Below are 16,055 nucleotides of genomic sequence, written 5' to 3'. Positions count from 1 at the left end.
TCGCGGTGTCAGCCGACACCGAGCGCCTTCAGCTTTCGGTGCAACGCCGAACGTTCCATGCCAACAAACTCAGCCGTGCGAGAAATATTTCCTGAAAAACGGCTGATCTGTGCAATCAAATAGTCGCGCTCGAACACCTCGCGCGCTTCGCGCAGCGGCAGCCCCATGATGTGCTCGCCATTGTTGCTGGTCGGCATCGCCGGCACCATCGAGCCGACGTCCTGCGGCAGCATGTCGGCGGTGATGATCACCTCCGGTCCGCCCGCGGCCAGAATCATGACTCTCTCAACGTTGTTGCGGAGCTGGCGCACGTTGCCCGGCCAGACATGCGATTGCAGCACCGCCATCGCGTCCTGCCCGATCTGCCGCTTGGGCAGGCCGCTGCCGGCCGAGATCTGCTCCATGAAATAGTCGATCAATTCCGGAATGTCCTCGCGCCGCTCCGAGAGCGCGGGCACGCGGATCGGCACCACCGAGAGCCGATGATAGAGGTCTTCGCGGAAATGACCGGCAGCGATCTCCTCTTCGAGATTTCGCGCCGTGGAGGAGATGATGCGGACGTCGACCTGCACCTTGCCGGTGCCGCCGACGCGCTGGAACGACTGCTCGACCAGCACGCGCAAAATCTTGTTCTGGGTCTCGCGCGGCATGTCCGCGATCTCGTCGATGAACAGCGTGCCGCCATGGGCTTCCTCGAGCGCGCCGGGCTTGCGCGCCTGCTCGCCATTGGACTGCTCGACGCCGAACATCTCGTGCTCCATGCGCTCCGGCGTGATCGCGGCGGCATTGATCACGACGAACGGACCATCGGCGCGGCCCGAGGCCGTATGCAGCGTGCGCGCGGTCAGCTCCTTGCCGGCGCCGGCCGGGCCGACGATCAGGATGCGGCTGTTGGCCTTGGCCGCGCGATCGATGGTCTGGCGCAGCTGGTTCATGCTCGGCGAGCGGCCGACGAGCGAGCTTGCGCTCGGCGCGAGCTGCTTCAGCTCCTTGACCTCGCGCTTGAGCCGCGAGTTCTCGAGCGCTCTGTTCGCGACCAGGATCAGCCGGTCGGCCTTGAACGGCTTCTCGATGAAGTCGTAGGCGCCGCGCTTGATCGCGGCGACCGCGGTCTCGATGTTGCCGTGGCCGGAGATCATCACGACCGGCAGATCGGCATTGTCCTTCTTGACCTGCTCCAGCAGCTGCAAGCCGTCGAGCTTGGAGCCCTGGAGCCAGATGTCGAGAAACACCAGGTGCGGCCTGCGATTGGCGATCTCGGCGAGCGCCGTATCGCTGTCGCGAGCGGTCCTTGTCACGAAGCCCTCGTCTTCGAGAATGCCCGCGACGAGATCGCGAATATCGGCCTCATCATCGACAATCAGAATTTCACTTGCCATGGTTCGCGCCTGTCTTGTCAGATGCCTGTTGAGGCTTCGATCTTCGTTGAATCATTGGTCATTTCAGCCGGCTCTTTGGTTTCGGCGGCCGGCGGTTTTGTTTCGGGCGGCTTGGCGATGTCCGTGACCGCGTTTGCGGCCGACGATGCCTGCACGGTCCCCTCGCTCTTCGCGGGGGCACCGGAGATCGCAAAACGCATCCGCATCCACGCGCCGCGCTGGCCCTCGCGGAAATCGGAAGCGTCCTTCAGCTCGATACGCCCACCATGGTCTTCGAGCACGCGGCCGACGATCGCCAGGCCAAGGCCGGTGCCCTTGGCCCGCGTCGTCACATAAGGCTCGAGGAGGCGCGAGCGCGCGACCTTGGGCAGGCCGATGCCGTTGTCGATGACGTCGATCAGCACGTCCTCGCCCTCGCGCGAGACCACGACGTCGATGCGGCCCTTGCCGTAATCCTTGCCGAGCTCCTCCGGCGGCACCTGCTCGACCGCCTCGGTGGCGTTCTTGACGATGTTGGTGACCGCCTGCGAGATCAGCCGCCGGTCGAACTGCGCGCGCAGCGGATCTTCCTTGAATTCGGCCTCGATATCGATCTCGGGATGGGCGACCTTCATCAGGAACACCGCCTGCCGCACGGTGTCGGCGACGTCCTCGCCCTCCATCACCGGCTTCGGCATCCGTGCGAAACGCGAGAACTCGTCGACCATGCGGCGGATATCGTCGACCTGGCGCACGATGGTATCGGTGCACTGCTCGAAGATCTGCTTGTCCTTGGTCTCGGTGATGTCCTTGCCGAACTTGCGGCGGATGCGCTCGGCCGAAAGCTGGATCGGCGTCAGCGGATTCTTGATCTCATGCGCGATGCGGCGCGCGACGTCGCCCCAGGCCGAGGTGCGCTGCGCCGAGACCAGCTCGGTGATGTCGTCGAGCGTGATGATGTAGCTGTCGTGCGGCTGGCTGGTCTTCTCGGCGCTGACGCGGACCGACAGGTTGCGCTCGGTGCCGTCGCGCGTGATCGTGATCTGGCCCTGCACCAGGCGCTGGGTCCCTTCCCGCGCCGTCTTCATCATCTCCTCTAGCTCGGGCAGCACGTCGGAGAGCGGATGGCCGAGCGTCTCGGCTTCGGAGTGCCCGATCAGCTTCTCGGCGGAGCGGTTGAGGATGCCGACGCTGCCCGAATTGTCGACGCCGATGATGCCGGCGCTCGCCGAGGACAGCACGGCCTCGATGAAGCGGCGGCGGCTGTCGATGAGATCACTGGCGTTGACGAGCTCGTCGCGCTGGCTGCGCAATTCCTGCGTCATCTTGTTGAAGGTCTCACCAAGCTGGGCCAGATCGCCTTCCGACTGATGTACGGGCACCTTCACATGGAGGTCGCCGGTCGAGACCGTGTGTGCCGCGTTCATCAGCCGCCGGATCGGGGCCACCAGCGAGTTGGCGAAGTTGAGGCCGATCAGCACCGAGGCCATCAGGATGGTCAGCGCGATCACCGCGAACATCAGCGCGAAGGCGACTTGGATGCCGAGCCGGCGCGACTCGATCTGGGCGTATTCGGCGACGCTGACCTCGGTCTGCTTGAGCTGGTTGACCACGTTCGGATCGAGCGGCCGCGCGACATAAAGGAAAGTGTCGCTGAACGCGCGCAGGCGGATCACCGCGGCGACGAAGCTCGCATCCGGCAGCACCGCGATCTCGGGCTCGGATTCGTTGACGTTGCTGAGGAAGTCCGGCGCCGGCGGCGAATAGGCGAGCCGCATGCCGGTGTCGGCCGATTCCAGGATGTTGGTGTTCTTGTCGATGATCATCGCGCCCGGCAGGTTGCGGGAGCCGGCGCTGGCGGTCAGCAGCTCGCGGAACGAGCGGCGGTCCTGGTCGTAGAGCGGCCGGGCGTGGGCGATGTCATTGGCCATGCCGAGAATGTCGCCGCGGATCAGCTGCGCGTGGTCCTGCATGTAGGCGCGCGCGATCGTCAGCGAATTCTGGATCACCTCCTTGGTCGGGCCGGAGAACAGCCGGTCGAGGCCGCGCTCGATGGTGACGTTGGCGACGACGGCGACCAGCACCGCCGGCAGCACCGCCACGATCGAGAACAGGCTGACGATCTGGACATGGAGGCGCGCCGCCGCCCGGCCCCGCCGCCGCGCCAGGATCAGCTGCCAGAGCTCGCGGACGATGATGCCGACCAGCAGCAGGATCGTGGCCGCATTGATCAGATAGAACGAGCGGACCACCTCCGGCGTCGGCTCGATCCTCGTGAGGCCGGTCAGGACCAGGAATGTCAGGAGGGCCGACAGCAACGCCATCGCCACGGCAAGGGGTGCCAGCCAGCGTCGCACCGACCAACGCCGGGGCTCTTCCGCTGGGGCCGTGTCGAAGTGTGCGGCCGAGGTGTCTGCGCTGGTCATTCCGGCAATGGTGCTGAAAACGGGGTCCGCGGCGGGCGGATACTGATGTATTCGTACCACATTGTTGCCGAATTGCGACAATTCCGCGGCGCCCTCGCCGCGACGGACCGGCGCATCCACAGGCCGCTGTTCTGGCAAACCTCGCTTGCGGGAACGGATTCCCGCCCCTGCGGCTTGACCGCCATGGACAGGTTCTTTCTCGCGATGATGGTGTCGGCCGTGCTGCTGCTGATCGTAGCCGCCGACCTCTTGGTCAACGGTCTCGGGGTGCAGCAGCCGCTGGCGAACGTCGCCAGCGCCCAGCCGGCCTCGGCGCGGCTGATCAGATGAGCGCGACGCAGCGCTCGGCGGTTGAATAACAATTCATACGTTCCAGCGGAACGTTTCGGCCTGATTCGGACTTTTGCTCACCGCGTTAGCCACAACGGCCAGCGCGATCCGGACAGGCTCAGCTCCGCTTTGGTAGGGGGAGCTGAGCCACCGTCCGTTCGGGAAGACTAACCCCCGCTCCGGTACACCTGGATATCGAGGTCCCGGATCTTCTTCCGCAGCGTGTTGCGGTTGAGACCGAGCAAATCGGCGGCGCGGATCTGGTTGCCGCGGGTGGCGGCGAGCGCGGCCGTGAGCAGTGGCACCTCGATCTCCTTGAGGATGCGGTGATAGAGGCCCGGCGGCGGCACGCCGTTCGGGAAGCCCTGGAAGTGCGAGGACAGATAGGCCTCGACCGCGCCGCCGAGATTGTCGACGCCCTGCTGGACCGCGGCACCCGGGCTGACCGTGGGCGGCGCCAGTTCGCCGTCGATGACGGAGCCGGTGATCACGTCCTGCGGATAGAGCGCGGCGAGGCGCCGGGCGAGATTCTCGAGCTCGCGCACGTTGCCGGGCCAGCGGTGCTGCTTCATCCGCTCCAGCGCCAGCGCATCGAGCTTCTTCGGCGGCAGGCCGTCCTTCTCGGCCAGCGTGAAGAAGTGCCGCACGAGGTCCGGCAGGTCTTCGATGCGCTCGCGCAAGGGGGGCAGCCGCAGCGGCACGACGTTGAGGCGGAAGAACAGATCTTCGCGGAACAGGCCCTGCTGGATCAGGACGCGCAGGTCCTTGTTGGACGCCGCGACGATCCGCACGTCGGTCTTGATCGGAGTGCGGCCGCCGACGGTGGTGTATTCGCCCTGCTGGAGTACGCGCAGCAGGCGGGTCTGCGCCTCCATCGGCATGTCGCCGATCTCGTCCAGGAACAGCGTGCCGCCCTCGGCCTGCTCGAACCGGCCCGAGGCGCGGGTGTTGGCGCCGGTGAAGGCGCCGCGCTCGTGGCCGAACAGCTCGGACTCGATGAGGTCACGCGGGATCGCGGCCATGTTGACCGCGACGAACGGGCCGTTGCGGCGCTTGCCGTAATCGTGCAGCGCGCGCGCCACCAGTTCCTTGCCGGTGCCGGACTCGCCCGTGATCATCACGGTGAGGTCGGTCTGCATCAGACGCGCCAGCACGCGGTAGATTTCCTGCATCGCGGGCGAGCGGCCGACCAGCGGGATGGCCTCCATCTCGGCGTCCTCGTCCGGCGTCGAGACCCGTTCCTTCGGCTCGGCCAGCGCACGGCCGACGATGGCGATCAGCTCCTTCAGGTCGAAGGGCTTTGGCAGATATTCGTACGCCCCGCGTTCGGAGGCGCGGATCGCGGTCATGAACGTGTTCTGCGCGCTCATGACGATGACGGGCAGATTGGGCCGCATCTTCTTGATCCGCGGCAGCAGGTCGAAGGCGTTCTCGTCGGGCATCACCACGTCGGTGATGACGAGATCGCCCTCCCCCTGGCTGACCCAGCGCCACAGCGTTGCGGCATTGCCGGTAAGCCTGACCTCATAGCCGGCGCGGGACAGTGCCTGATTGAGAACTGTACGGATGGCGGTGTCGTCATCCGCAACGAGAATGCTACCTGCGGGCATCGTTAATCCTCATTTCGCCCCCTGTGACGCAGACGACGACTTCCCGGCAGAGCCGTCGCGGCTGCTTTGATCGGCATGTTTGACCGATGTGGAATACATCGGCATCAGCACGCGGAAGGTGGTCTTGCGCGGCTGAGACTCGCATTCGATGATGCCCCCGTGATCTCCGATGATCTTTGCGACCAGCGCCAGGCCAAGACCCGAGCCGGTCTGCTTGGTGGTCACGAAGGGATCGAACAGGTTGGGCAGAAGATCGTCCGGCACGCCTGGTCCGTTGTCCTTCACGCAGAACTCGAGCGGCAGCGATACACGGGATTTTTGACCGGGGACTGACAGGCGCACGCCGGGACGGAACGCGGTGGTGAGCTGGATCTCGGCGTCGGGGACGTCGATCAGCGCTTCGGCGGCGTTCTTCACGAGGTTGAGGAACACCTGGACGAGCTGATCCTGGTTCGCCAGGACCGGCGGCAGCGAAGGATCATAATCCTCGATGAAGCGGATGTTGCGGGCAAAGCCCGATTGCGCCAGTCGCTTCACGTGATCGAGTACGGAATGGATGTTGACGGGACCGCGCACCACGGGGCGTTCGTCGCCGAACACCTCCATGCGGTCGACCAGCGTCACGATGCGGTCGGCCTCGTCGCAGATCAGCCGCGTCAGCATGCGGTCCTCGGACGAAGCCTGCTGCTCCAGCAACTGCGCCGCGCCGCGGATGCCGGAGAGCGGATTCTTGATCTCATGCGCCAGCATGGCGGCCAGCGCGATCACCGAGCGCGCGGCGCTGCGATGGGTGAGCTGGCGATCCATCTTGTCGGCAATGGAACGCTCCTGGAGCATCACCACGATATGGCCGGGCCGCTCCGTCAGCGGGGCGACATGCAGATCGACCTGGCGGTCGCCGCCCATGCGCGGCGTGCCCAGATCGACCTTGTATTCGTTGACCGGCGAGTTCGACGAACGAACCTGGTCGATCAGCGCCAGCAAGGGGCTCCCGAACGGCACCAGCTCTTTCAGCGACTGCCGTTTCAGGAACTGCGTCGAGATGTCGAAGAAGGCTTCGGTCGCGATGTTGGCGGCGACGATCTTGCCGTCCGGCCCGATCATGAGCACGGGATTGGGCAGCGCATCCAGGATCGCATCGCTCTCGGACGGAAGCGGCCGGCGATAGTCAGCAGCTGAGCTCATGCAGCAGCGCTCCATGCGAAATCGTCGAAGGCATCTTGCAGCGACTGGTGGACGAGGCGCGGATCCTCGGAGGTGAGGATCTTCTGGCGCCAGGCTTTCAGCTTCTCGGCCGGTGCACGGCTCACATCGGCCGCGACGTCGAGCGCCCAGCCGAGATGTTTTCGCGCGTGCCGGAGGCCGATGCGCAGGCCGTAGAGCGCGCAGACGCCCTCATAGAGCGTGCGGATATAATGCAGCTGGGTCTCGAGCGACGGCGCGGCTTCAGCCGCCGCGCCCTTCAGGCGGCGGCCGATCTCGCCGGGCAACCAGGGCTGCCCCTGCGCGCCGCGGCCGATCATCACGGCATCGGCGCCAGAGGCCTCCAACGCCGCGAGCGCCTTCTCGTAAGTGGTGATGTCGCCGTTGACGACGAGCGGAATGGAGATCGCTTCGCGCACCGCGCGGATCGCATCCCAATCGGCCTCGCCCTTGTAGAACTGGCAGCGGGTGCGGCCGTGCACGGTGACGAGCTTGATGCCGGCGGCTTCCGCACGCCGCGCCAATTCCGGCGCGTTGCGGGTGTGATCGTCCCAGCCGAGCCGCATCTTCAGCGTTACCGGCACCTTCACCGCCGCGATCGTCGCATCGATCAGGCTGACGGCATGGTCGAGATCGCGCATCAGGGCGGAGCCGGACTGGCCGCCGGTGACGTGCCGGGCCGGACAGCCCATGTTGATGTCGATGATGTCGGCGCCTCCGGCTTCGGCGATCCGGGCTCCCTCGGCCATCCAGTGCGCCTCGCAGCCGGCGAGCTGGACCACATGAGGCCCGATCCCGGTCGCTTCGCAGCGCAACCGAGACATCTTGTGGCCATTCGCGAGCTCATCGCTGGCGGTCATTTCGGACACGACCAAACCGGCCCCGAGCTCGGCGGCGAGCCTGCGGACGGGCGAGTCGGTGACCCCCGACATCGGCGCCAGGAAGACCGGGGTGGCGACCTCGATATCGCCAATTTTCAACGGCTTAGAGCCTGATACTGCCGAGCCGGTCACAGGGGTCTCGTTGCGTAGGCAGGGCCTCATCGCGCCTGCCATGACCTATCTTGCGCACAATTCTTGTGCAGTCAAGCGTCATGCCTACAGTTTAGACAGTTCTGCAAATCTTTCAAGTGCAGTGCAGCAAAATGCTGTTTCCCACAATCCGGGGAAACCCCCTTTTTTTGCGGGCCTGCCGTGCTAGAGGCATGCGGCAATCACCCCACTCCCCCGACTCTCTTCATCACCAACTGAGTATTTGAGTCCTATGGCGAAATCACAGCGCACCGCAGTCGTCCTCGTCGCGGCCGGACGCGGCCTGCGGGCTGGCGCCGGTGGTCCCAAGCAATATCGCGAGATCGGCGGCGTGCCCGTGATCTATCGCGCCATGGAAGCCTTCAGCCAGCACCCCGACGTGTTTGCCGTACAGCCGGTGGTGAACCCCGACGACAGCGCCACGTTCACGGCAGCGGTCGCAGGTCTCAGCCACGAGCCGCCGACCAATGGCGGCGCGACGCGGCAGGCCTCCGTGCTCGCGGGGCTCGAAGCACTCGCCAAGCATAAGCCCGATATCGTGCTCATCCACGACGCCGCGCGCCCCTTCGTCTCGGCAGGCGTGATCTCGCGCGCGATCGAGGCGGCCAGCCGCACCGGCGCTGCGCTCCCCGTCGTTGCCGTCACCGACACCATCAAGGTCACCGGCGAAAGCGGCAATGTCGAGGACACGCCGGACCGCGCAGCCTTGCGAATCGCGCAGACGCCGCAATCCTTTCGTTTCGACGTCATCCTCGAGGCGCATCGTCGCGCGGCGAAGGACGGGCGCAGCGATTTCACCGACGATGCCGCGATTGCCGAATGGGCGGGATTGACGGTCGCAACCTTTGAAGGCGATGTTGCCAATATGAAACTCACCACTCCCGAGGATTTCGTGCGCGAGGAAGCGCGCCTGGCCAGCCTGCTCGGCGACATCAGGACCGGCACCGGCTACGACGTGCACGCCTTCGGTGAAGGCGACCACGTGATGATCTGTGGCGTGCGGGTGCCGCACACCAAAGGCTTCCTCGCCCATTCCGACGGCGATGTCGGCCTGCATGCGCTGGTCGACGCCATCCTCGGCGCGCTCGCCGACGGCGATATCGGCTCGCACTTTCCGCCGAGCGATGCGAAATGGAAGGGGGCTTCCTCCGACCAGTTCCTGAAATACGCCATCGAGCGCGTCGCGCAGCGCGGCGGCCGCGTCGCCAACCTCGAGGTGACGATGATCTGCGAGCGGCCGAAGATCGGCCCCTTGCGCGACACCATGCGCGCCCGCATCGCCGAGATCTCCGGGGTCGACATCTCCCGCGTCGCGGTGAAGGCGACCACCAGCGAGCGGCTCGGCTTCACCGGCCGCGAGGAGGGCATCGCGGCCACCGCGAGCGCCACCATCCGCCTGCCCTGGAGCGTCTAGGTCATGGGCGGCAGCGACGCACGCGCCCTCTCCCGCTCGCTGCTCGATCTGTGCCGGATGCGCAAGCTGACGATTGCCACCGCCGAGTCCTGCACCGGCGGCCTGGTTGCCGGCGCGCTGACCGACATTCCCGGCTCCTCCGACGTGATCGACCGCGGCTTCGTCACTTATTCCAATGACGCCAAGCGCGCGATGCTAGGGGTCGAGGCGAGCACGCTCGCGAATTTCGGCGCCGTCAGCAAGGAGACCGCAACCGCGATGGCGGTCGGCGCGCTGGAGCGGGCCGGCGTCGATCTCGCCGTTGCTATCACCGGTATCGCCGGCCCCGGCGGCGCCACGCCCGGCAAGCCGGTCGGTCTCGTGCATTTTGCGGTTGCCGCGCGCGACGGCCGCATCGTCCATCGCGAGCATCGCTTTGGCGCGATCGGCCGGACCGCCGTACGCCAGCGCTCGGTGGTCGAGGCATTGCGCATGCTAATGGATCTCGCCCGCGGCCCGAAAGCCCAGCCCAAGCCCCGGCGCGCCGCCGCGGCAACCCGCCTGCGTCCCCGCGTGACCCGCTCGCCGCGCCGGCATGCGGTGAAGCGCAGAACGCCGCGGTCACCGCGCGGCTGAGCCACTTCATGCCGCCGCCAGCAGCGCGCTCGCGCTGTGATTGATGATCGCCACGCCCCACACCGACCTCGACGTCGGCGCCGATGTGGAAGGGCCGGAACAGCAGCAGCATCACGCCGGCAGCGAGATTGGACAGCGTGCCCTGTAACGCCAGACCGATCGCGAGCGATATCGCGCCCTATTGTTCCTGGCGCTTCGTCCGACAAATGACAGGGAGCTTCTGCTCAATCGCCTTCGCCAGCACCGTGCCGCGGGTCCGGCCGAGCTCTTTCGCTATCAGCGCAATCGGCTTGGTGCCTGCCAGTACCTTCAGCCTGCCAAGGTCTTCTTCGCTCCATGCCTGCTTCCAGCGTCCCATCTCCCCGATCCCGCGATAAAGCGCCCGCGCCCGACTCGGATTGTAGTCGAACCCTTCGCGAAGGGCAGACCTCGTGGCGCGCCGTTTCCGGCAAGGGGTGTTGCGTCAGCGCGCTGCGTTTTGGCACAAACTGCACTTGTCGCCCGACGGGAAGATGCACTTTGCTGAAAGATTGTCTGCCCGGCCCAAGCGGCAGAACATCCGCGCGCGCGAACGGATTCCACAGTGCCGCGCTTCCCGCTTGTGAAGCAAAGCTCGGGCGGAATACGCCGCGAGATCGCGGCGTCATGTCCAGTTTTCAAAAAGCACGCAATTCTTGTCGAATTCGATCAGGATCGCAAATGTGCAACCGCGACCAAGCGTCATCGCCATGTCCGATCTTGCGCGCGACTGTATTGGCGCAATAATGCGGCTCTACGCTGTGGCCAGGAATCAACCCGGTCCTGCTTTCTGGAGGGCGACGGCGTGTTCGCTCGCGACACTGCACTGGCAATCGCCATTACTACCTTGGCCGCCATTGATGGTACTGCCGCACAAACGGCCAACCAGCCGCCGGATACGATGGCGGCGCGGGTGGAGGCGTGCACGCCCTGTCACGGCAACAAGGGCGAAGGCACCAGCGACGTCTATTTCCCGCGGCTTGCCGGCAAGCCGGCCGGCTATCTCTACAACCAGCTCCTCGCCTTCCGCAGCGGCCGGCGCAAATACCCGCCGATGAACTATCTGCTGGAGTTTCTGCCTGATCCGTATCTGGAGGCGATGGCCGAATATTTCGCCAGCGAGCATCCGCCGCTGCCGCAGCCCGCGCCGAGCGAAGTCAGCAAGGAAGTCCTGGCGCAGGGCGAACTGCTCGCGACCAGCGGCGATGCCGGTCGTAACATACCGGCGTGTGTGAGCTGTCACGGCCCGGGCCTCACGGGCATGCAGCCCGGCATCCCCGGTCTGCTGGGCTTGCGCGCCGCTTACGTCAGTGCGCAGCTCGGCGCCTGGCGCTACGGCACGCGAACGGCAAAATCGCCGGACTGCATGCAGCTCGTCGCTGGCCATCTGACGGAAGCAGATGTTACCGCCGTTGCGGCCTGGCTCGCGACGCGACCCGCGCCCACCAACCCGGCCCCCGTCCCGAAAGGCACCTACGCGCTGCCGTTCGGCTGCGGCAGCCAGCCCAACTGACGAGGCGCATGATGGGCTCAAGACTGTCGATCACGCTGCTTTCGATCAAGCTCCTGGCCCTCGCCGCGCTCACCACGGCCGCGCAGGCGCAGGACAAGGCCGGCGACGTCATTGCGCGGGGTGAATATCTCGCCCGCGCCGGCGATTGCACGGCCTGCCATACTGCGGCCGAGGGCCGGCTGTTTGCCGGCGGGCGCCCGATGCCGACCCCGTTCGGAACGATCTACACCTCCAACATCACGCCCGATCCGGAGACCGGCATCGGCAAGTGGAGCGCGGACGATTTCTACAGAACCATGCACAACGGCCGTTTCCCGGATGGCGGGCTGATCTATCCGGCGATGCCGTTCGCGTCCTACACAAAGGTGACACGCGCCGACAGCGACGCGATCTTCGCCTATCTGCGCTCGATTCAGCCGGTGAACCAGAAGAACAAGCCGCACGAGCTGCGCTTTCCCTATGACAACCGCCAGCTCATCCTCGGCTGGCGCACGCTGTTCTTCCGCGAGGGTGAGTTCAAGCCCGACCCCACCAAGTCGGCGGAATGGAATCGCGGCGCCTATCTGGTCGAGGGGCTCGGTCATTGCGGCATGTGCCATTCGCCGATCAACGCGCTCGGCGGCACCTCGCAATCGGACGCCTTCAAGGGCGGCCTGATTCCGATGCAGAACTGGTACGCGCCGTCCCTCACCTCCAACCGTGAGGCGGGTCTCGGCGACTGGAGCATCAAGGACATCACCGACCTGCTCCAGACCGGCGTCTCCATGCGCGGCGTGGTCTACGGCCCGATGGCCGAGGTCGTGCACAACAGCCTGCAATATCTCAACGACGAGGACACGCGCGCCATGGCGGTGTACCTCAAGGGCATCGCGGAGCCCTCGCCTCCGCCGGCGCCGAGCTCGGCGCTGCCGACCACCGAGAGCAGCCTGCTGATCAGCCTCGGCAAGACCGTCTACGACAAGAACTGCGCGAGCTGTCACGGCCTCCAGGGCGAAGGCAAGCCGCCGCACTGGCCGCCGCTCGCCAACAACCAGTCGATCGAGATGCAGTCGGCGGTCAACCCGATCCGCATGGTGCTCAATGGCGGCTATCCGCCGGGCACCAAGGGCAATCCGATGCCCTACGGCATGCCGCCCTTCGCAGGCCTCCTCTCCGACAACGAGGTCGCCGCCGTCGTCTCCTACATCCGCACCGCCTGGGGCAATCGCGGCACGCCGGTCTCGGCGCGCGAGGCCAACGAGCTGCGCTCCGCACCGCTGAACTGAGAGGCGTCATGTTCAATTCCGATCCGCCGACCAGCCCAGCCGCCGCCGACCAGGCCGTCGAGGAAGTCGTCTCGCAAGGACCGTCCGGCGCGATCGTGCTGGCCGGCATCGCCACGGCCTGCGTGGTCGCGATGTGGTTTGCCTTCTATCTCTTCGTCTTCCTGCCGCGCGGATCGCTGCAATGAGCGCGGGGGACACCCACACCCATGGCAGCGCCGAGGTCGCGGCCCGCGTCGAGCGGCGCTGGGCGACCATTGCCGTGATAATCGTCGTCGGCATGGCGCTTCTGGCAGCCTTCGCCGGCATCCATCGCGCCACCATGCCGCAGCCGCGCGTCGAGACCACCGATCCCTCGCGCATTCATCTGTCCGGCGAATTCGTCGAGAGCAATCTCGGCAGCGTGCTGGAGGCCAATGGCAATGTGACCGTGCGCGCGATCGGCCAGCAATATTCCTTCACGCCGGCCTGCATCGTGGTGCCCGTGGACACGCCGATCACCATGCGCGCCACCAGCGCCGACGTCGTCCACGGCATCCTGATCCAGGGCACCAACGTCAACACCATGCTGGTGCCCGGCTACATCTCCGAACAGCTCATGCGCTTTACGAGGACCGGCGACTATCTGATGCCCTGCCAGGAGTTTTGCTCCTTCGGCCACGAGGGCATGTGGGGCAAGGTCAAGGTGATCAACAAGACCGAATTCGCCGATCGCGCGAAGGGTGGCGGGAGGCTGAGCTGTGTTGGTCAATAGGAAGCTCATCCTCGCCCATTTCTGGCTGGCCTTTGCCGTGTTCGGCTTTGCGCTGACACTCGGCGCCTGGCAGATGTTCATCCGCAGTCCGATCGGCACCTGGCTGTCCAATCCCGAGCTCTATTACCGCTCGCTGACCGCGCACGGCACGGTGATGGGCTACGTCTTTCCCACGCTCGTCGCGATGGGCTTTGGCTATGCCATCAGCGAGTCCGCGCTGGAGCAGCGCCTGGTCGGCGTGCGCTGGGCCTGGACCGGATTTTGGCTGATCGTGATCGGCAGCGTCATGGCGATGGTCCCGGTCGCGCTCGGCCGCGCCTCGGTCCTCTACACGTTCTATCCGCCATTGATCGGCAACGTATTCTATTACCTCGGCGTCGTGCTCGTGGTGGTCGGCTCCTGGATCTGGGTCGCGCTGATGGCTATCAATCTGCGCGTCTGGCGGAAGGCCCATCCCGGCGCACCGGTGCCGCTGGCGATGTTCGCCAATGTCGCGGGCTCCTATCTGTGGGCCTGGACCGCGGTCGGCGCCGCCCTCGAGCTGCTGCTCCAGATCATTCCCGTCGCGGCCGGCCTGAAGGCCACGATCGACGCGGGTCTTGCCCGCGTGTTCTTCTCGTGGACGCTGCACGCCATCGTCTATTTCTGGCTGATGCCGACCTACATCGCCTATTACACCATCGTGCCGCGCGCGATCGGCGGCCGGGTTTATTCCGACAGCATGGCGCGGATCTCCTTCATCCTGTTCCTGGTGGTGGCGATGCCGATCGGCATGCACCACACCTTCGCCGATCCGCAGGTCGGCGCCGGCTTCAAGTTCATCCATTCGGCCTTCACGGCACTGGTCGCGTTGCCGACGCTGCTGACCGTGTTCACGATCTGCGCGTCCGTCGAGATCGCCGCCCGCCTGCGCGGCGGCCGCGGTATGTTCGGCTGGATCAGGGCGCTGCCCTGGGACAATCCGATGATGCTGGCGCTGGCGTTCTCGTTCGTCATGCTCGGTTTCGGCGGCGCCGGCGGCCTCATCAACATGAGCTACCAGCTCGACGCGTCGATCCATAACACGCAGTGGATCACTGGCCATTTCCACCTGATCTTCGGCGGCGCCATCGTGATCATGTACTTTGCGATCGCCTATGATCTGTGGCCGCATCTGACCGGGCGCGAACTCATCGATATCCGCCTGATCCGCACCCAGCTCTGGCTGTGGTTCGTCGGCATGATCATCACGACCTTCCCGTGGCACTGGGTCGGCATCCTGGGCATGCCGCGCCGCATGGCCTATTTCGACTTCGGCGATCCCGCGATCGCGCCTCAGGCGCTCTCCGTCACCTTCTCGGCGATCGGCGGCTTCATCCTGCTGGCGTCGGGCATCATGTTCATCGTCATCCTGGCACGTGGCATGCGTGCGCCTCGGGTTGACGCCGGCCCCTACCGCTTTGCGCTGGCCGTGCATCAGCCCGCGACCGTGCCGGTCGCGCTCAACACGCACGCGCTGTGGGTGGCGCTGATGATCGTCCTCACCCTCACCAATTACGGCTACCCGATTGTGACGCTGGCGCTGACCGAGGGCACGTCGGTGCCGGCCGTCTATGTGGGAGCGCAGTGATGAGCGCGCGCGACCTCTTCACCTTTCGCAACAGCCATTTCAGGATTGGCGTCGGCATCACCGCCGCGATCCTCGTCGTGACGGCGATCACCGGCTTTATCGTGCTGCCTTTCGCGCAGCCCTGGGTTCAGTTCGCCAATGTCTGGGATGCGATCTGCAGCGCCGCCGGCGTGCCGCAGCGTGCGGCGAACGTTACTGCGCCCGAACAGACAAAACGCCTGTCGGAGGTTGTGCTGACCTCGCGTACGCTGTCGCGTCCGAGCCAGGAAGCCATCGGCCGCGGCGCGACGCTGGCGCAGCGCTGCGCCATCTGCCACGGCCCGACCGGCATCAGCCGCGCGGATTCGCCCAATCTCGCCGGCCAGTACGCGGCCGTCATCTACAAGGAGCTGCACGATTTCCGATCCGGCGCGCGCACCAATGCCGTGATGTCGCCATTCGCCGTCAATCTGACGGACCAGGAGATCGCCGATCTCTCGAACTATTACGCTTATCTGCCGCGGCCGGCAGCCTATCACCCGACGCCGCAGCTGCCGAAACCGAGCATCGTCATCTACGGCGCGCCGATGCGCGGGATCGCGCCCTGCGGCTCCTGCCATGGCAGCCTCGACAACAAGACCGGCAGTCCGTGGCTCGAAGGCCAGTCCGAAGCTTATATGAAGGCGCAGCTCCAGGCCTTCGCGTCCGGCGAGCGGCGCAATGACATCAGCCAGCAGATGCGCAACATCGCGCGCGCGATGACGCCGCAGGAGATCGAGGGGGCCGCGGCCTATTACGCCTCGCAGCCGCCGGATGTGGTGAAGGCGGTGGATTGAGCCTCACTGTCATTGCGAGCGCAGCGAAGCAATCCAGAATCCCTCCGCGGCAAGACCCTGGATTGGTTCGTCGCAAGGGCTCCTCGCAATGACGGCG

15 protein-coding genes and 1 pseudogene are annotated in these 16,055 nt (G+C 65.8%); 9 read left to right on the top strand and 7 right to left on the bottom strand.

Going from position 1 to position 16,055, the window contains the following annotated elements:
• Positions 1–8: 8 nt before the first annotated feature.
• Positions 9–1,379 (bottom strand): sigma-54 dependent transcriptional regulator, encoded by a 1,371-nt coding sequence (locus IVB46_RS26860; RefSeq protein ID WP_071914044.1) that lies wholly within the window; start codon positions 1,377–1,379, stop codon positions 9–11.
• Between the two features lie 17 nt (positions 1,380–1,396).
• Positions 1,397–3,784: a PAS domain-containing sensor histidine kinase gene (locus IVB46_RS26855; protein ID WP_085399562.1), complete on the bottom strand. Its 2,388-nt coding sequence runs from the start codon at positions 3,782–3,784 to the stop codon at positions 1,397–1,399.
• 45 nt (positions 3,785–3,829) lie between these two features.
• Between IVB46_RS26855 and IVB46_RS26850 the strand changes: the two genes are divergently transcribed.
• Positions 3,830–4,114 (top strand): histidine kinase, encoded by a 285-nt coding sequence (locus tag IVB46_RS26850; RefSeq protein WP_247310338.1) that lies wholly within the window; start codon positions 3,830–3,832, stop codon positions 4,112–4,114.
• A 167-nt stretch (positions 4,115–4,281) separates the two neighbouring features.
• Here the strand turns inward: IVB46_RS26850 and ntrC are convergent, their stop codons facing one another.
• Genes ntrC through dusB form a run of 3 tightly spaced genes read right to left on the bottom strand, consistent with a single transcriptional unit; the run spans position 4,282 to position 7,907 of the window.
• Entirely contained in the window at positions 4,282–5,724 is a 1,443-nt protein-coding gene (gene ntrC / locus IVB46_RS26845) for a nitrogen regulation protein NR(I) (protein ID WP_028147560.1), read from the bottom strand.
• A gap of 9 nt (positions 5,725–5,733) precedes the next feature.
• Positions 5,734–6,909, bottom strand: coding sequence for a nitrogen regulation protein NR(II) (locus IVB46_RS26840; protein WP_247310340.1), 1,176 nt, complete (start codon positions 6,907–6,909; stop codon positions 5,734–5,736).
• Positions 6,906–7,907 (bottom strand): tRNA dihydrouridine synthase DusB, encoded by a 1,002-nt coding sequence (dusB, locus tag IVB46_RS26835; RefSeq protein ID WP_247311525.1) that lies wholly within the window; start codon positions 7,905–7,907, stop codon positions 6,906–6,908. Before dusB ends, IVB46_RS26840 begins: the two co-directional genes overlap by 4 nt.
• Before the next feature lie 283 nt (positions 7,908–8,190).
• Here dusB and IVB46_RS26830 point away from each other — a divergent pair, with 283 nt between their 5' ends.
• A complete protein-coding gene (locus IVB46_RS26830) occupies positions 8,191–9,372 on the top strand; it encodes a bifunctional 2-C-methyl-D-erythritol 4-phosphate cytidylyltransferase/2-C-methyl-D-erythritol 2,4-cyclodiphosphate synthase (RefSeq protein WP_247310342.1) in 1,182 nt (393 codons plus the stop codon).
• 3 nt (positions 9,373–9,375) lie between these two features.
• On the top strand, positions 9,376–9,987 hold the full coding sequence (locus IVB46_RS26825; RefSeq protein WP_028161429.1) for a CinA family protein: 612 nt from the start codon (positions 9,376–9,378) through the stop codon (positions 9,985–9,987).
• Positions 9,988–10,048: 61 nt separating this feature from the next.
• On the opposite strand, the pseudogene IVB46_RS26820 reads toward IVB46_RS26825, so the two are convergent.
• Positions 10,049–10,165: pseudogene (locus tag IVB46_RS26820) on the bottom strand (small-conductance mechanosensitive channel); the annotation flags it as partial.
• On the bottom strand, positions 10,166–10,345 hold the full coding sequence (locus IVB46_RS26815; protein WP_071914051.1) for a hypothetical protein: 180 nt from the start codon (positions 10,343–10,345) through the stop codon (positions 10,166–10,168). It lies immediately after the preceding pseudogene.
• Between the two features lie 465 nt (positions 10,346–10,810).
• Between IVB46_RS26815 and IVB46_RS26810 the strand changes: the two genes are divergently transcribed.
• Genes IVB46_RS26810 through IVB46_RS26785 form a run of 6 tightly spaced genes read left to right on the top strand, consistent with a single transcriptional unit; the run spans position 10,811 to position 15,958 of the window.
• The gene (locus tag IVB46_RS26810) at positions 10,811–11,518 is read left to right on the top strand and encodes a c-type cytochrome (protein WP_247310344.1); all 708 of its coding nucleotides are present in this window, start codon (positions 10,811–10,813) and stop codon (positions 11,516–11,518) included.
• 8 nt (positions 11,519–11,526) lie between these two features.
• A complete protein-coding gene (locus IVB46_RS26805; protein ID WP_247310346.1) occupies positions 11,527–12,783 on the top strand; it encodes a cytochrome c in 1,257 nt (418 codons plus the stop codon).
• Positions 12,784–12,791: 8 nt separating this feature from the next.
• Positions 12,792–12,968, top strand: a complete 177-nt coding sequence (locus tag IVB46_RS26800) for a hypothetical protein (protein WP_166341619.1) — start codon at positions 12,792–12,794, stop codon at positions 12,966–12,968.
• The gene (locus tag IVB46_RS26795; RefSeq protein ID WP_247310348.1) at positions 12,965–13,534 is read left to right on the top strand and encodes a cytochrome C oxidase subunit II; all 570 of its coding nucleotides are present in this window, start codon (positions 12,965–12,967) and stop codon (positions 13,532–13,534) included. Before IVB46_RS26800 ends, IVB46_RS26795 begins: the two co-directional genes overlap by 4 nt.
• Entirely contained in the window at positions 13,521–15,143 is a 1,623-nt protein-coding gene (locus IVB46_RS26790; RefSeq protein ID WP_247310350.1) for a b(o/a)3-type cytochrome-c oxidase subunit 1, read from the top strand. Before IVB46_RS26795 ends, IVB46_RS26790 begins: the two co-directional genes overlap by 14 nt.
• Positions 15,143–15,958, top strand: coding sequence for a c-type cytochrome (locus IVB46_RS26785; RefSeq protein WP_247310352.1), 816 nt, complete (start codon positions 15,143–15,145; stop codon positions 15,956–15,958). Before IVB46_RS26790 ends, IVB46_RS26785 begins: the two co-directional genes overlap by 1 nt.
• Positions 15,959–16,055 lie beyond the last annotated feature (97 nt).

It is taken from the genome of Bradyrhizobium sp. 61 (assembly GCF_023073075.1).
GTDB lineage: Bacteria > Pseudomonadota > Alphaproteobacteria > Rhizobiales > Xanthobacteraceae > Bradyrhizobium > Bradyrhizobium barranii.
The sequence above is the reverse complement of the archived record's forward strand: the minus strand, read 5'-3'. Positions and strand labels throughout refer to the sequence as shown.

Excerpts from the sequence above, each read along its gene's own strand:
- IVB46_RS26860 (WP_071914044.1), bottom strand. The coding sequence starts at position 1,379 with ATGGCAAGTGAAATTCTGATTGTCGATGATGAGGCCGATATTCGCGAT.
- IVB46_RS26855 (WP_085399562.1), bottom strand. The coding sequence starts at position 3,784 with ATGACCAGCGCAGACACCTCGGCCGCACACTTCGACACGGCCCCAGCG.
- IVB46_RS26850 (WP_247310338.1), top strand. The coding sequence starts at position 3,830 with ATGTATTCGTACCACATTGTTGCCGAATTGCGACAATTCCGCGGCGCC.
- ntrC (WP_028147560.1), bottom strand. The coding sequence starts at position 5,724 with ATGCCCGCAGGTAGCATTCTCGTTGCGGATGACGACACCGCCATCCGT.
- IVB46_RS26840 (WP_247310340.1), bottom strand. The coding sequence starts at position 6,909 with ATGAGCTCAGCTGCTGACTATCGCCGGCCGCTTCCGTCCGAGAGCGAT.
- IVB46_RS26830 (WP_247310342.1), top strand. The coding sequence starts at position 8,191 with ATGGCGAAATCACAGCGCACCGCAGTCGTCCTCGTCGCGGCCGGACGC.
- IVB46_RS26825 (WP_028161429.1), top strand. The coding sequence starts at position 9,376 with ATGGGCGGCAGCGACGCACGCGCCCTCTCCCGCTCGCTGCTCGATCTG.
- IVB46_RS26815 (WP_071914051.1), bottom strand. The coding sequence starts at position 10,345 with ATGGGACGCTGGAAGCAGGCATGGAGCGAAGAAGACCTTGGCAGGCTG.
- IVB46_RS26805 (WP_247310346.1), top strand. The coding sequence starts at position 11,527 with ATGATGGGCTCAAGACTGTCGATCACGCTGCTTTCGATCAAGCTCCTG.
- IVB46_RS26800 (WP_166341619.1), top strand. The coding sequence starts at position 12,792 with ATGTTCAATTCCGATCCGCCGACCAGCCCAGCCGCCGCCGACCAGGCC.
- IVB46_RS26795 (WP_247310348.1), top strand. The coding sequence starts at position 12,965 with ATGAGCGCGGGGGACACCCACACCCATGGCAGCGCCGAGGTCGCGGCC.
- IVB46_RS26785 (WP_247310352.1), top strand. The coding sequence starts at position 15,143 with ATGAGCGCGCGCGACCTCTTCACCTTTCGCAACAGCCATTTCAGGATT.